Annotated in this window: 13 protein-coding genes; 7 read left to right on the forward strand and 6 right to left on the reverse strand. The window is 39.5% G+C overall.

Annotated elements, in window-relative coordinates; genetic code table 11:
• Nucleotides 1-47: 47 nt before the first annotated feature.
• Nucleotides 48-1,385 (forward strand): ankyrin repeat domain-containing protein, encoded by a 1,338-nt coding sequence (locus tag HH219_RS06810; protein ID WP_064435997.1) that lies wholly within the window; start codon nucleotides 48-50, stop codon nucleotides 1,383-1,385.
• A gap of 377 nt (nucleotides 1,386-1,762) precedes the next feature.
• Here the strand turns inward: HH219_RS06810 and HH219_RS06815 are convergent, their stop codons facing one another.
• Genes HH219_RS06815 through HH219_RS06835 form a run of 5 tightly spaced genes read right to left on the reverse strand, consistent with a single transcriptional unit; the run spans nucleotide 1,763 to nucleotide 5,310 of the window.
• Nucleotides 1,763-2,230, reverse strand: coding sequence for a DUF2069 domain-containing protein (locus HH219_RS06815; RefSeq protein WP_054205479.1), 468 nt, complete (start codon nucleotides 2,228-2,230; stop codon nucleotides 1,763-1,765).
• Nucleotides 2,227-2,781: an NAD(P)H:quinone oxidoreductase gene (wrbA, locus tag HH219_RS06820; RefSeq protein WP_054205478.1), complete on the reverse strand. Its 555-nt coding sequence runs from the start codon at nucleotides 2,779-2,781 to the stop codon at nucleotides 2,227-2,229. The genes HH219_RS06815 and wrbA overlap by 4 nt, the downstream gene beginning before the upstream one ends.
• Entirely contained in the window at nucleotides 2,781-3,128 is a 348-nt protein-coding gene (arsC, locus tag HH219_RS06825; RefSeq protein WP_169326997.1) for an arsenate reductase (glutaredoxin), read from the reverse strand. Before arsC ends, wrbA begins: the two co-directional genes overlap by 1 nt.
• A 54-nt stretch (nucleotides 3,129-3,182) precedes the next feature.
• Nucleotides 3,183-4,643, reverse strand: a complete 1,461-nt coding sequence (locus HH219_RS06830; protein WP_169326998.1) for a M48 family metalloprotease — start codon at nucleotides 4,641-4,643, stop codon at nucleotides 3,183-3,185.
• A 1-nt stretch (nucleotide 4,644) separates the two neighbouring features.
• Nucleotides 4,645-5,310 carry a hypothetical protein gene (locus HH219_RS06835; protein ID WP_169326999.1) on the reverse strand — a complete coding sequence of 222 codons (666 nt, stop codon included), beginning with the start codon at nucleotides 5,308-5,310 and terminating at the stop codon, nucleotides 4,645-4,647.
• A 157-nt stretch (nucleotides 5,311-5,467) separates the two neighbouring features.
• Between HH219_RS06835 and HH219_RS06840 the strand changes: the two genes are divergently transcribed.
• The 3 genes from HH219_RS06840 (at nucleotide 5,468) to HH219_RS06850 (ending at nucleotide 9,124) form a co-directional block, all read left to right on the forward strand.
• Entirely contained in the window at nucleotides 5,468-5,686 is a 219-nt protein-coding gene (locus HH219_RS06840; protein WP_054205474.1) for a hypothetical protein, read from the forward strand.
• Nucleotides 5,679-6,761 (forward strand): AI-2E family transporter, encoded by a 1,083-nt coding sequence (locus HH219_RS06845; protein ID WP_054205473.1) that lies wholly within the window; start codon nucleotides 5,679-5,681, stop codon nucleotides 6,759-6,761. Before HH219_RS06840 ends, HH219_RS06845 begins: the two co-directional genes overlap by 8 nt.
• A 113-nt stretch (nucleotides 6,762-6,874) precedes the next feature.
• Nucleotides 6,875-9,124 (forward strand): aminotransferase class V-fold PLP-dependent enzyme, encoded by a 2,250-nt coding sequence (locus tag HH219_RS06850; protein ID WP_169327000.1) that lies wholly within the window; start codon nucleotides 6,875-6,877, stop codon nucleotides 9,122-9,124.
• Between the two features lie 59 nt (nucleotides 9,125-9,183).
• Here the strand turns inward: HH219_RS06850 and HH219_RS06855 are convergent, their stop codons facing one another.
• A complete protein-coding gene (locus tag HH219_RS06855; RefSeq protein WP_054205471.1) occupies nucleotides 9,184-10,212 on the reverse strand; it encodes a LacI family DNA-binding transcriptional regulator in 1,029 nt (342 codons plus the stop codon).
• 348 nt (nucleotides 10,213-10,560) lie between these two features.
• On the opposite strand from HH219_RS06855, the gene pgi reads away from it, so the two are divergent.
• From pgi to pgl, 3 genes are all read left to right on the forward strand, one after another.
• The gene (gene pgi / locus HH219_RS06860; protein ID WP_169327001.1) at nucleotides 10,561-12,207 is read left to right on the forward strand and encodes a glucose-6-phosphate isomerase; all 1,647 of its coding nucleotides are present in this window, start codon (nucleotides 10,561-10,563) and stop codon (nucleotides 12,205-12,207) included.
• A gap of 258 nt (nucleotides 12,208-12,465) precedes the next feature.
• Nucleotides 12,466-13,938, forward strand: a complete 1,473-nt coding sequence (gene zwf, locus HH219_RS06865; protein ID WP_169327082.1) for a glucose-6-phosphate dehydrogenase — start codon at nucleotides 12,466-12,468, stop codon at nucleotides 13,936-13,938.
• A 3-nt stretch (nucleotides 13,939-13,941) separates the two neighbouring features.
• Complete coding sequence (pgl, locus tag HH219_RS06870; RefSeq protein ID WP_054205469.1) at nucleotides 13,942-14,652, forward strand: 6-phosphogluconolactonase; 711 nt, start codon at nucleotides 13,942-13,944, stop codon at nucleotides 14,650-14,652.
• The last annotated feature ends 805 nt before the right edge of the window (nucleotides 14,653-15,457 follow it).

Genomic DNA, 15,457 nt, shown 5'->3' on the forward strand with positions numbered 1-15,457 from the left:
TGACCTTTATACCTGAGTAAGATAGACACTGGAGTTATGTTTTTTTAATGGAAAATGTACTTATTTGGCCTAAAGAATACCCGTTGTTAGTCAAAGGACTTATTGAGCAAAACGGTGCATTCATTTTGGATGCTTTAGAAGCATGGCCAGCCTGTCGCTCTAATGAAGAAGACGATGGCGTTTGTACCACTGTATTACCTCCCATCTATTATTTAACTTGGTTAACGCCACTTGAGCCATTTGAAGAGTGTTATTTTCAGCATATTTGTGAATATGACGATTCAGCACAGCATTATATTAACGCTGCAAAAAATCATTATTATGATAATGAATATACCCCAGAAAGCTTAGTGCTTATGCTTTGTCAGCGTCTTGAAAAGTATGCGAGTGTTGCCGGACAAGCTGCAATTAAAACGCCAATATCGTTGATTTCTCAACTTTTTTCTAAACGCTATTTTACGGTTATTGAGCACGCTTTATCATCAGCAAGCAAAGTGAGTGCGCAAGATGCGTTAGCTTTATGGAAAGAAGTTGATTTTCGTGAGCGTTTTAGCTGTTTTATTCCTGACTCAATTGATTCTGTTTCGCAACTAAGTGAATTGGCGGCTAAAAAAGTCGCAGGTGGTAAAGACTATTTTACTTTGCTGACTCAAGTTTCACCGGATGTTGATTCGGTCATGCTATTAGAGCAGGCCTTACTTGCTCATTTGAGTTTTAAAACTGCAAAACAGACAATGGCGATGCGCTTTATTGAACAAGGTGCAACGGGGACGTTAGCTGATGAGAATGGAAAAACGGCTTTTATGTGGGCTGTTGAGAAAGGGTATGTAAATTTGGTTCAAACGCTCTTGGAGCAACAAGATAAAAAGCAGCAAGATAGTTTAGGTAATACGGCACTACATTATGCCGTGTTTGCTAAAAATGAGCCTCTGATGGTGCTATTACTTAAATCAGGTTATGATTTTAGGACTCAAAATATTGACGGGTTAAGTTGTTATCGACTTGCTGTTAGTATAAAAGCGACACAATTAGTAAAATGCTTGGAACGTGATTTTGGTATTAAAGAGTTATCGCCAGATGGTCAGTTTACGCGAATAAAGAAAGTCCACGGGCTACATGCGATAGTTACTTTATTATTACCATTTCAGTTGTTTTTCTTCTTTGATGATTCTTTGTCAGGTAAAAGTGAAATAACGCTAACATTGACGATGTTTTCATTAGTGTGTTTTTTCTTTGCGATGAGCTTAAAGCGGTGTGCATTATATCCACATATTAAACATCCTTGGGGATTGTTTGTATTAAGGTGTTTTTCATTATTTAGCTTAGTAGGGCAGCTAGGTTTAGCGAGTATTGTCGCGCTAGCAACGTTAAGCGGGCTCGTTTAGTTGGGGCGTGTTGACCTTTGTGGATTGAAATTTGTTCAATCTAGGGGCGATTTAATCGCGGCGCGAGGTTTGTAACCTAGCGGGCTCGATAACTGCTCCTGCGTTATTCTACTGGCTCACATCCATGTGAGAATAAGTAAAAACCGAGCAAAAAAGAGTCAATCGCCCCTCGGAAGAACCCTTTGGGCAGCGCATGTTTGGCATTTATACTGCGTTATCGCCTATTTATGGGGAACAACCACACGACATAGGCTCTGCCTTGCCTAAAAACCAAACAGTCTGCTGCAAAATCAATCACGAAAGGTCAACACGCCCTAGCTGCCAAAATTAAAAACGCGCCAAATGGCGCGTTTTTAATGAGAATACTCGAAATATATTTACTGATTTTTTCGATCGTATTCTTGCTCAGCTTTTTCTTGTGCTAATTCATCTTTTAGCTTTCTAATTTTCAATCCTAGTTCTTGGCCTCTGTGGCGTGCGTAGTAAGTGCAGCCTACAAACATCATACTTGCAAACAGCAATTCTAATAATACCCATAGCAGTTGATCTTGAGCAATCCACAGTAACGTGAGGCCATGAATGAAATACAGCATGACAATGAAATTTGCCCATGCATAAGTGTAGGGTTTATCCTGGATAATGCCTTTGAGTGGTAATAGGAGCGGTAAAATATAAACAACAAAAATAAACCCGTTGCTATAGCCTTCTCGTGGTGCAATTAGAAATAACCAAATAGGCATTAATACTAATAAGCCAATATAGCCGATAATAGCAGTGCGTTGAAAGCGTACTGTAATCGCTTTTTTAGGTATGGTTTGAGGACTTAAATCGCTTTGCGATGTCATTGTAATTTTCTCGTTATTTTGACTAAGCGTTGACCAACACTTTGACAAATTTTTATTTCGTCTTTGCTCAATTGAGCGCTATTTTGAGCACCAGCAACATGAGTTGCTCCATAAGGAGTGCCACCGGTTTGAGTTGCAAGCAGTTCCGGTACTTCATAAGGCACGCCCATTAGCATCATACCGTGATGCAACAAGGGTAATGATAAGTTGAGCAACGTCGCCTCATTGCCACCATGCATACTACTGGATGATGAAAATACACAGGCTGGTTTATCAATTAATTGCCCTTTTAACCACAACTCGCTGGTGGTTTCCCAAAAAGCTTTCGCTTGTGAGGCCATCATACCGAATCGAGTCGGGGTACCAAATGCTAGACCATCGCACTTAATCAAATCATCTTTACTGATCACGATATCGTGCGGGTCTCTTACTTCAAATGTTCGCAATAATGCTGTACCACCTTGAGATTCAATGGACTCAGCAATTTCATGAGCCATTGCTGCGACAGAGCCATGGCTTGAGTGGTACAAAACAACAATGGTTACACTCATTAAAGTATGCTTAGTACATGTTCTGGTGGACGACCAATCGCCGCTTTATCGTTATTGACGACAATAGGGCGCTCAATTAATTTTGGGTGCGCAACCATAGCGGCAAGTAGAGTATCTTCATTGAGTTCATCTTTAAGGTTAAGTTCTTTATAAATATCTTCTTTGGTGCGCATTAGTTCACGTACAGAAGAAAAACCTAACTGTTTAATCAAAATGCAGATCTGCTCTTGGCTTAATGGGGTTTTAAGGTATTCAATAATATCTGGTTGAATCGATTTTTGTTCAAGTAGAGCAAGTGTTTCACGCGATTTTGAACAACGCGGATTATGAAAAATAGTAACAGGCATAGTAACAATCCAATTAGATAAAGTAGGGCTATTTTAAGGCAAGCGGCGCGAGACTTAAAGCCTCGCGAGTTCTTTTTGCATTTGTCGGTATTGCGTAAGTAATGCTTTGAGACGCTGCTGCTTATTTAATTCTTCAGGTTTTACAAAATTTAATGCTTTTTGGACTTCGTCAGCAGCTTTCAAATAAGCACCATATTGAACATATACGTCGGCATTTGCTTCATGGTAAGCGGCTAAATTGTCTTGTTTTTTAAATGTGTCAGTGATTAATTGCTTACCTAAGTTATGATTTGGTTTTTCTAATAAAAATGACTTTAATATTCGTTCGGCAACATCATATTGCTTAGCTTCTATTGCGGCATTGGCATAATTTAGTGTGATTACTTGGTTATTAGGACGATTTTGATGCAGCGGTGCTAAATATTTAACGGCATCAGCTGCTTTTTCTTGTGCGATAAGTAAGTCGGTATACGTATCAATGTAAAATAAATTCTTTGGATCGCTGGCTAGTAACTCATTTAAAATTGGTGCAGCTGTAGCAAGCTTTTTTTGATCGAGCAAACTAATACCTAAACCATAATTAAGTGCGGCAGTATTATAAAAACTGTTTTCACGAAGCAGTTTTCTAAATAAGTTTTCAGCTGCAACAGGTTCATATTGATAGCGGGCAATAGCGCGGCTTTTTGCAAGGTTGAAGTTTAAGCTATCAGGTAATTGACGTTTATCAAATTGTTGGGCTCGTAGGCGTACATCAGACACGCGACTTTCAGGTAAGGGGTGTGTAAGTAAAAAGGCTGGGGGTTTATATTTGTAACGAATTTGTGCTGCGAGCTTAGTTAAAAACTCACTTGAGGCGTAAGGGTCAAATCCCGCATTATTTAGCGTTTGCATACCAATACGATCGGCTTCTTGCTCGGCTGAGCGGCTATGAGTCAATTGGCTGAAGGCCGCTTGTGTTTGATTGGCTGAAATAATCGCTAGGCCAGCATCAGGAGACACGACAGTTGCAAGAATACCAGCGATCATCCCCGCTATAGTCAGGGCGCTATTATCTTGTTGTTGCTGGATCCGACGTGCTAGATGGCGTTGGGTTACGTGGGCTATTTCGTGGCCAAGTACAGATGCAAACTGACTTTCGTTATCTGATTGTGCTATTAAACCTGTATGTACCCCGACATGACCACCATAAAAAGCAAAGGCATTTATTTCGGGGTTATTTATCCAAAAAAATGAAAATGGAAAACGTACATCACTGGCACTGGCAACTAATTTACGGCCAATTGTTGTTAAGTATTCATCTAAAACGGGATCACTTACTACCGGTGATGAACCACGAATTTGCATCATCATTACTGCACCGATTGCTTGTTCTTTTTCAAGCGGTAAAGCTTGCAGCGCTGATGTGCCAAGATCAGGAAGTTTAAAGCTGGTTTGCGCCTTTAATGGTTCACTGATCAGGATACTAAACGTTAAAAAGGCACTGAATAGTGTAATAAAGACTGATTTTAGCTGCATTTTATTCCTTGTTAAGATTTTCACCGAGCATGAGTTTAGCAATATCAATTTCATCACTGCATGCGCGACTGTCTTTTTCGCATAATTGGTATAACTCTTTTATTGTGACTCCATCAAGCTTTACTACGTTCAATTCTCGTTGTAAAAAATTAATAATTTTATGGACTACCTTATGCGCATGAAGGATGACGGCTTTATCGGCTTTGTCACCACGCTCAAAATAAAAACCAATAAATTTATGTAACTGGTTAATGCGGATCAGGTTTTTCATTGAATGGGGATCCCATACATTAAATTCCATAAAACGATTGTCTTTGACATATTGATCAATGGTCACATCTTTAGCATAGGGTAATGCCCATAATTCAAAACCACGATCTGTGAATACTTGATGTAATGCAATTCGAGGTTTTTTGTTGCAGTGAATTTCGCCAACAGAGTCCTCATGGCCATCGAGTAAATCGATATTCCAATTACGTTTATCAATTAACCTTTTCACCGCATTGTCAAAGCCGTGTTCAAGAATACCTTCCGCCTCACTCACCGAGGATGCCACAAGATGATAAAAAGGGGGAAGCTCTCCCCAGTTTATTTGTTTTTTATACCAGTTAATCTCTTTGATAGTTGGATTACTGGGTAGTTGCGCTTTATTATGCGTGCCAGGCATTAACCTATCCTTACTACAAACTATGCTATAAGGATAAACCATTGTGATGTTTGTTTTAAGGAAAAGTTACTTTTGTTATTGTCAGCTATGGTATAAGGCGTGTGGTTACTTAAGTTATGGGACTAATTGTTTATTTCAGCAGGTATAATTATTCACTATGTTAAAGCAGGATTTACGTGTATTTAAATGCCCGCAGCAATTTATTCAGTTTAAATTAGGGTTACGGCAGGCATTATTAGCTCAGCAAACTATTGAATTTAGAATATTGGAACAACAACCGATTCAAGATATTGAACGGTTTTTACAGAAAAATAATTATCAATATAAATTAGAACAACAGCATGGGTTGTTAATCGTGGAGCCAAATTGTGTTTGAATATGTAAAAACGTGGTACGAAAGGAAGTTCTCAGATCCACACTCTGTTACCTTGCTATTTTTATTAATCGCTTTAATGGCGATGTTTTATTTTTTTGGCGCATTTATTGTTCCGGTGTTAGTGGCATTGGTAATTGCCTATTTACTTGATTGGCCAGCTGCACATTTAGAACGACTTGGCTTACGTCGCTTTACGGCCACGGTTATTGTAATGCTCATATTTACGGGCCTTATGCTAACTCTGATCATTGGTATTGGTCCTGTACTTTGGCAACAAACAAGTAACTTGGTACAAGAAACGCCGCATATGATTGAGCAAGGAAAGTCATTTTTGCTTCATTTACCACAGCAATACCCAAGTTTAATAAGCGAAGAACAGGTCAAATCAGTTGTAACAAGTGTTGAAGCAAAAGCAATCGATTTTGGGCAAGTGCTGCTCTCTTTTTCGCTGACGTCATTAAAAGATGTTGTTGCTTGGCTTATTTATTTAATTTTGGTGCCACTATTGGTCTTTTTTATGCTCAAAGATAAGCTTGAGCTAGTTAAAAGTGCAGAAAAATTAATCCCCAAACAGCGCCGTTTAATTTTGCAGGTTTGGCATGAAATGAACCAGCAAATCATGAATTATATTCGCGGTAAGGTATTTGAAATTCTTATAGTTGGTTCGGTATCGTTTGTTGCATTCACTATTTTTGATTTACGTTATGCAGCATTACTAGGTGTATTGGTGGGTTTTTCTGTGTTGATCCCGTTTGTGGGAGCTGCACTTGTGACTATTCCTGTCGCTGCTGTTGCGTTATTTCAATTTGGTTTAGAAACCCACTTTTGGACTATACTTATTGTGTACGGCATCATACAGGCACTTGATGGTAATGTTTTAGTGCCATTGTTGTTCTCTGAGGCTGTTGATTTAAATCCGGTGTTTATTATTGTAGCCGTATTATTTTTTGGTGGGTTATGGGGTTTTTGGGGCGTATTTTTTGCTATTCCATTGGCATCGTTGGTAAAAGCGTTGCTCAATGCATGGTCAACTAAATATGAAGACCAAGAGAGCGAAAAAACTAATCAGCTTTAGTCTTAAATAGCATAGAAAACGCACTTGACTAACTAATTGATTCTTACGCGGCCCATTAATTTTAGGTAGAATGGGTTATAAGATATATCTTTTAGTAATATGGTGCGTTTTTAATGTCTGACTTATTATTACCTACTGACTCATCGTCACAAATTTACCTTGATGCAAACGCAACGACGCCGGTACTTCCGTGCATTGCAGAAGTCGTCTCACACACTATGCAAATTTGTTTTGGTAACCCCTCATCCTCACACATCACTGGTATTCAAGCTAAACACTTATTAGAGCAAACACGGCAAAAAGCGCGTGATGTTATAGGTGCTCAGCTAGGTGATATATTATTTACGTCAGGGGCAACGGAAGGTATTCAAACGGCCGTTGTATCTACCCTAATAGCAGCTAAACAGCATACTAAGAAAAACCCTGTTTTACTGTATGGGGCAACAGAACATAAAGCGGTACCAAATACCTTGTTGCATTGGAATGCTGTTTTGGGTATTAACGCCACTTTGCTGGCAATCCCGGTATCGAGTGAGGGGATTTTAGATTTAGATTTTATTGCACAATACGCCAGTGATGCACTGATGATTTGTACTATGGCCGTTAACAATGAAACAGGCGTTTATCAAGATTTAAGCGCAATTGAAGCAGTGATACGTGCTCACAATACAGAAGTCGCTTGGATGGTCGATTGTGTCCAAGCTCTAGGTAAAACCGCCTTAGCACTGAGTGATACAACGATTGACTATGCACCTTTTTCAGGCCATAAACTGTATGCTCCCAAAGGAATTGGCGTGTTATACATTCGCCAAGGCAGTGCATATACACCTTTTATTGCTGGTGGCGGACAAGAAAGTGGAATGCGCTCGGGTACAGAAAACTTACCTGGGATCGCCGGACTCAATAAACTTTTTTCGTTATTGCTCGACAAAGCAGACAATACATTTAAATCTATCGAGGTTTTAAATAGTTATCGTAAACAGCTGCATCAGGCATTGGTGGATACCTTTGGTAACTTAACCTTTAATCATGCTTTTGAATTGTCGGTGCCAACGACGTTAAACTTTTCCATTGACGGGCTCACGAGTAAAGAAATTATGGATTTATTTGATGCCGCAGGGATCCGTATTAGTGGTGGCTCCGCGTGCAGCTCTGGTGCAAATCGTAGTTTTGTGTTAGATGCTATGGGGGTAAGTGATTGGCGCAGTGAAAACGCAATTCGCTTATCATTTGGCCCAGCCACAACGGAGGCTGAAATTGATCTTGCGTGTGAGAGAATTCGATCATTAAAACCGATTCTTGAGGCCAACTGTTTAGTGGTTTCTGATTCAGCATTCCCGTTGCAAGAAGCATGTGCATTAGGGCTAACACAATTTAGACATCAAGGAGCGTGTTGCTGGCTTTACGTTAGCCAAGACAAGCAAGCGGTCATTATTGATCCTATTATTGAGCTTATTCCACGTCTTGAAAAAATAGTCCATACACAAAATTTAACGGTGGCAGCTATTTTAGATACCCATGCCCACCAAGAGCGCAGTGGTGCAATAACCTTACTCGCACAAGCGCTGAGATTCAGCCTTGAGGCTGAACATCAGCTAGGGTGGCCTGTACATCAAACTGCCATAGAATTACCTGAGTGCACAATTGAACGAGTCGCGACACCAGGGCACAGTGTAGATAGTGTTAGTTATTTATTGCGATGTAATCAATCTAAGCAAGTACGTTTTTGTTTTTGCGGTGATTTACTGTTACCTGCGGGACTTGGTAATACCGCAATAGATGGTGGCGATGCCTTAGTAATGGCGTACTCTTTACGCCAATTATCACAACGTTTAGATAATGCGACGGTAATGTGTTCTGGTCATGATTATCAACAGTGTTTTGCGATTAATTGGCAAGTTCAGCAACAGCAAACACCGCTATTGCATGCATTGTTAGTTAATGAATTAAGTGATGCTGAGTTTGCTAGTAAAAAAAGTCACAGCGATGAATCTAACTTATCGAAATTTGCAACCTTGTGTGGGTATGCTGATAGTTTGCAACATAGCACTGCGTATGAACTAAATGCGGCACAAGCAAAAGACATGTTAGCTACAAATGATGTAACCTTAATTGATACTCGTGAACCGTACGAACATGGTGCAAATAATATTCCTCAATTGTTTTCAATCAAGCCTGCGCGAGTGATGAATATACCGCTAAGCAGGATGGCAAACGCGTTAGTTGACGGGCAATTAAACCCACGAGGTAAATATATCTTACTGTGTCGCAGCGGTAATCGTTCAAAGCAAGCCGCCACTAACTTATCTCAGCTTGGTTTTACGGATGTTTATAATCTCAGCGGTGGGATGGCATTGCTATAAAATAGCAAAGTGTTAATAATTAAGACGCTTAAAAGCGTCTTAATTATAGTAGTGAAGGTTTATTGTTTTGGTCCAGAGCTTTCACGGATCACGATTGACGGTGTAAATGAGGTAATAATTTCTTTATCTTGATTACGTGCGCCACGCGTTTTAGTAAACAATAAACGCGCTGCGTGCTGCGAAATAACATCATTTGCTTGATGCGCAGTGGTGAGCTTTGGCCAAGTTTGACGTGAGAATGGCGAATCCTCAAATCCTGTGATAGATAGTTGCTCCGGGATTTGAATCCCCATTAGTCGAGAAGCAAACAGCGCGCCAGCGGCCACTTCATCATTGCCGCCTAAGATAGCAGTAATTGCTAATTCATTATTGTCTTTAAGTAATGCTTTAGCACCCTCGACCCCAGATTCAAAAGAATATTTTCCGTCATATAAAAAAGCAGCATTGAGCGGCGTATCAAAATCGACGAGTGCTGCTTTATAGCCTTCAAGGCGTTCACTGGTTGACTTATGTTCTTTATCACCACAGATAAAACCGATGTTTGTATGGCCATGCTTTAGAAGATGTGTGGTAATTTCATAAGCTGCTTTATAATCGTTTACATAGATACAGGTATCTTGATCATCATCCGTAGGGCGACCTGAAAGAACGCGCACATAATGAATTTTTAATTCATCTAATAAATTGGTAATTTTACTATGCTCAGAAAGCGGTGGTGTAAGTACGAGCCCTGCCAAACGAGAACGTTTGATCATCGTAATAAACTCTTCTTCCATTTGAGAATCTGTGTAGCTGCATGGATGGATAACTAATTCATACCCTTCTTCTTTACAACGTGAAAGTACACCATTTTGCATATCAATTACATAGTAAGCATTAGGGTTGTCATAAACTAACCCGACAGTAAACGACGAAGTACCCGCTAGGTTTCTTGCTGCTAGGTTAGGCTGATAATTAAGTTCTTTGACAGCATCCATGACTATATCGAAGGTTTTTTTACGAACAGAAGGTTCTTTATTAATTACTCGCGATACGGTTTTCATTGAAACCCCCGCGAGTTTTGCTACATCATTTATAGTTACTTTCATACAGTTGCTTATTAGGTTGTTGTTTTAATGTTGTCATGAACGCGAGAAGAAAGCAGATCGCGTATTTATACTAGTACGCGTCATCAATTCTTCATCAGAACCAGTTAGTGTATCTAAAGTTAGTAGAAAAGAGCAGTAAAATAATTGAGATAAATTATATGATACCGGTGTCAAAAGAGTAAAAGTACGTTATTATCTCGATTGTAAAATTTAAAAGTAGAATATTGACAGCGTTGTCATTTTAACTTATCGTTAACTTACTTTGTAGGTTAATACACTATCATTCTAGTCTTTCTATATAAAGATAGTTATAAATCAGATTGTTGCAAGTTTAAGGGGATGTTAAATATGAGTTGTCGTTCACAGTTAGCTAGTTGGCAAGCATTAAAGTTAAGTGCAAATAAGATGAAAGAAACACATCTTAAAGATTTATTTGCTAAAGACAGCACACGGTTCGAGCAATTTTCAACTCAGATCCCAGGTGTTTTGTTTGATTATTCAAAACAACAAATTGATAACAATGTTTTTGAACAGCTTATTACACTTGCAAAAGAGTGCGACATTATTCGCTGGCGCGAAAAAATGTTCAGCGGTGAAAAAATCAATATTACCGAAGGTCGTGCAGTCCTTCATACGGCACTGCGCAATCGTGCAGAATCATCATTAATTATAGATGATGAAAATGTCAGTTCAGTTGTCAATGCTGAATTACATAAAATTAAGTTGTTCGTTGAAAAAGTTCGCAACGGACAGTGGTTGGGTTATACAGGCAAAACAGTTAAAGATGTAGTGAGTATTGGCGTAGGTGGTTCAAACCTTGGGCCTCAAATGGCTACTGAAGCCTTAAAAAGCTACGCTGATGACACCTTAAAAGTACATTACATTTCAAATGTTGATGGTGTACAAATTGCTTCAGTGCTTAAAAACATCGATCCAGAAACCACATTGTTTGTAATCTCATCTAAAACATTTACAACATCAGAAACGATGACCAACGCCAAAACGGCCGTTGAATGGTTTTTAGATTCAGCCAATGATAAACAAGCAATAGCCAAGCATTTTGTCGCAGTGAGCACAAATTTAGAGAAAACCGCTGCATTTGGTATTGCCAATGAAAACGTATTCACTATGTGGGATTGGGTAGGCGGTCGCTTTTCATTATGGAGTGCGATAGGATTACCCATTGCGTTATATTTAGGCTTTGATGCATTTGAAGCAATACTAGAAGGTGCGTTTGAAATTGATGAACACTTTCAGAGCGCAGCATTCGAAGAAAATATCCCCTTACTCATGGCGTTACTGAGCGTATGGAATACCAGCTTTTTAGGCTATGAGTCGCAGGCTATATTACCTTATGATCAGGCGTTACATATGTTGCCTGCATATTTGCAGCAAGGTGAAATGGAAAGTAATGGTAAACATGTAAATTTTGAAGGTAACAAAGTTGCATACACGACTGTGCCAATTATATGGGGTATGACAGGGATAAATGGCCAACATGCTTTTTATCAATGTTTGCATCAAGGTAACGTCGTTGTCCCAGCTGATTTTATTGCATCTGTAGAGCCTCAAGTAAGTGTTGGCGAGCACCATGATATATTATTATCTAACTTCTTCGCTCAAACAGAAGCGTTGATGATGGGTGTTGATGCACAACAAGTGCATTCAGATTTAACCGCAAAAGGTAAATCAGAAGCCGAAATAGCACAGTTATTAAACCACAAGATACATCAAGGTAATCGTCCATCGACATCGATGTTATTAGATAAAGTAGATGCTAAAGCGGTTGGCCGATTGATAGCCTTATACGAGCATAAGATTTTTTGCCAAGGCATCATATTAAATGTTTGTTCTTTTGATCAATGGGGTGTTGAACTCGGTAAAGGCCTAGCCTCAAAAATTGAAGCCGAGTTACTTGATGATCATATTAATCATCCACATGATAGTTCGACAAATGGCTTAATGGCGTATTACAAGCAACATCGAACGCAGTAGAAAATTCGCACAGTTCACGACTGTGCAACCAAATACCTTTGAACGGGTAGCGCTGGAGTTCTTAGGGCCTGTATATTTGTGAGAGGATATGCAGAGCCCCTAAGACTCATTTTATAACAGCTATAATAACAAGCGAATTCAACAGGCTTTTTCTCGAATATGATGCTAAAAGCTGACATCACCTAAACAACAGAATGTATGCCTGAACTGTTAAATGAGCAGTCGACAACAGGGCATAGCAAACGTAGAGAGTCAATTATGCTAAATCCTTTTGATATTGTAATTTTTGGGGGCGGCGGTGATCTTGCATTGCGCAAATTACTACCTGCAATGTATCGCGCATATCAAGAAGGCAACTTACCACAAGGTTCGCGTATTTTACCGACCGTTCGTGAAGAAAGTAAACGTGCAGAATATAAAGAGACAGCGCACGAAGCGCTAAAAGAATTTTTGAGCAAAGGCGAGTTTAATGCTAAAGACTGGAAAGCATTTTCAGCGTGCTTAGTACCAGTCGTAACAAACGTTACAGAAGCGGATGATGACTGGGATAAGTTAAAAGCGATACTAGATGAGCACGATGAAAGTAAATCACGTGTATTTTATCTATCACTTCCACCTGCTGTGTATGGTAGCTGCTGTGAAATACTATCAAGTAAAGGTCTGATCACTGAGACGTCTCGTGTAGTTGTTGAAAAGCCAATCGGATATTGCGGTAATTCAGCAGAAGAGATCAACGCAAAAATTGCTGAATTTTTTAAAGAAGATCAAATTTTCCGCATCGATCATTATCTCGGTAAAGAAACAGTACAAAACTTAATGGCATTGCGTTTTTCAAATTCATTATTTGAAAATATGTGGGATGCTAAATCAATTGATAATATCCAAATTAGCTTATCAGAGACCGTTGGTCTTGAAAGCCGTGCAGGGTTTTATGATAAAGCCGGCGCTTTGCGTGATATGGTGCAAAATCACTTATTACAATTACTATGCTTAGTGGCTATGGAGTCACCAAATAAACTTAATGCGAATAGTATCCGTACTGAAAAGCTAAAAGTATTAGAGTCATTACGACCACTGATGTCTACGGATGTAGATGACAATATTGTTCGTGGCCAATATGTCCCAGGTGACTTGGATGGAAAAATTGTCCCAGGTTATTTAGAAGAGCTAAATGAAGGTTCAAGTAAAACAGAAACTTTCGTTGCCATTCGTGCGCATATTGATAATTGGCGTTGGGCTGGTGTGCCATTTTACCTGCGTACAGGTAAACGTATGGCAAAGCGTTGTGCCGAGATTGTGGTTGAATATAAAAAAGTATCACACAATGTATACGGTGATAATGTTGGCAAAATTGAACCTAATCGATTGGTTATTCGCTTGCAGCCAGAAGAGACTATTCAGCTAACTTTGATGTCGAAACGTCTTGATAACTTAGAGATGCAATTAGAGCCGGTAACGATGAACATTGAGCTTTCACAAGCTTATAGTAATGGTTTTCATTCTGATGCGTACAAACGTTTAATGCTTGATGCTGCAGCCAATAACCCATCGCTATTCATTCACCGTGATGAAGTTCGTCAAGCCTGGAAGTGGATTGATCCTATTGTTGAGCGTTGGCAAGAAAAAGGGAATCCATCATTATACCGTGCAGGTAGTTGGGGGCCTGATGATGCTGATGAATTATTAGCTGAAAAAAATCATGTTTGGTTTAACACTGGCGATAAGGCGTAAGTAATGGCGACTATTGTAGAGAAATTTTTTGATTCAAAAGATGCATTAACAGCAGAGCTCTCAGCAACGCTTGAACAAAGTTTGATCAGCGGAATTGAGGCTGATGGACGTGCTGTGCTTATGGTATCAGGGGGCTCATCACCTGCTCCTGCTTATAAGCACTTATCAAACCTAGAACTAGATTGGAAAAATATTGATGTTGCTATGGTTGATGAGCGTTGGGTTGATACAGAACATGACAAAAGCAATGAAGTGTTTATAAAAAGCACTTTATTACAAAACCATGGGGCAGCAGCTAACTTCGTGACTATGAAAAATAGTGCAGTAACTGCTGAGCAGGGCATCGCAAAATGTGAAGCGGCATACCAACAACTGAAACGCCCATTTGATGTAACTATTTTAGGAATGGGGCCGGATGGCCACACCGCGTCATTGTTTCCACATGCAGATGGTTTGCAAAATGGCCTGGAAACTCCACAATTAGTGTGTGCAATTAATGCCATAAAAAGTGATGTGACAGGTGATATTACACAGCGCATGACTTTAACGTTATCAGCAATTGCACAATCGAAAGTTGTTAAACTTTTGATTAGTGGTGAAGAGAAACTAGCAGTGTATAAAGCCGCGAAAGCAGGTGGTGATGTTAATGATATGCCACTTCGCGCTATTTTAAATCACCCTACAATTAATATAGAAGTTTATTGGGCCCCTTAACTTGCTGTATTACCCAAGCCACCGCAAGGTGCGAGTTTCAGTTGGAATTAAAAGCGATTTAGGCAAGGCATTGATTGCAAGTAATAGTGGCTCTATTGTTAAAATCAATCCCTTATAAAAGTGACGCAGTATAAATCGCTTTTAAACCAACCCGTTGGGCGTTTTACAGGGACTTACTCTCATCGTTGTTACTTCTTAAAAGGGATTGCCATTGTTGCAAAGTAGCGCCTTGACATTAATCCCCAATGAAACGTTGAATTTTGCATCTTGAGGTGGCTTGGGTATATTAGCCTGAGCTATATTAATTATTAAAAAGCAGACCAGCAGACCAGCAGGTCTGCTTTTCTATTTTAGCGTTAGAGTTTTTGCAGAAAATCCAGAGCGTTTCTGGGTTATTTAGATTAACTGCTTAGATTAACAGCAATGGATAACTGTTCTCGTAGGTCTTTTATTCTTTATTAGGGCGTGTTGACCCTTGCGGATTAAAGCTCGTTCAATTCACGGGGGACCGCGTCGCGAGGTTTGTAATCGAGTCGACTAAGTAAAAGCCGAGCAAAGCTCCCACGTCCTGCTAACGCCCGATAAGCACGTTCCTCCTGTAAAGTTTTAACAACAGTCGATCAACCGTCCAATAAGTAAACATCAAGTAGCCATACCCACTGAGCTGTAATTAACAGCTTTAATGCTGAGGTTTTATTTAGATTCAACCAGTTAAGTGTCCTTAAATTGGATAAAGTATCGTTATATTAACGCCTATAAGCCTCTTGAGTATAACGAAAAGACAATTGCAGAAAAGGACCAACAA

The organism is Pseudoalteromonas sp. NEC-BIFX-2020_015, assembly GCF_012952265.1.
GTDB classification, from domain to species: domain Bacteria; phylum Pseudomonadota; class Gammaproteobacteria; order Enterobacterales; family Alteromonadaceae; genus Pseudoalteromonas; species Pseudoalteromonas neustonica.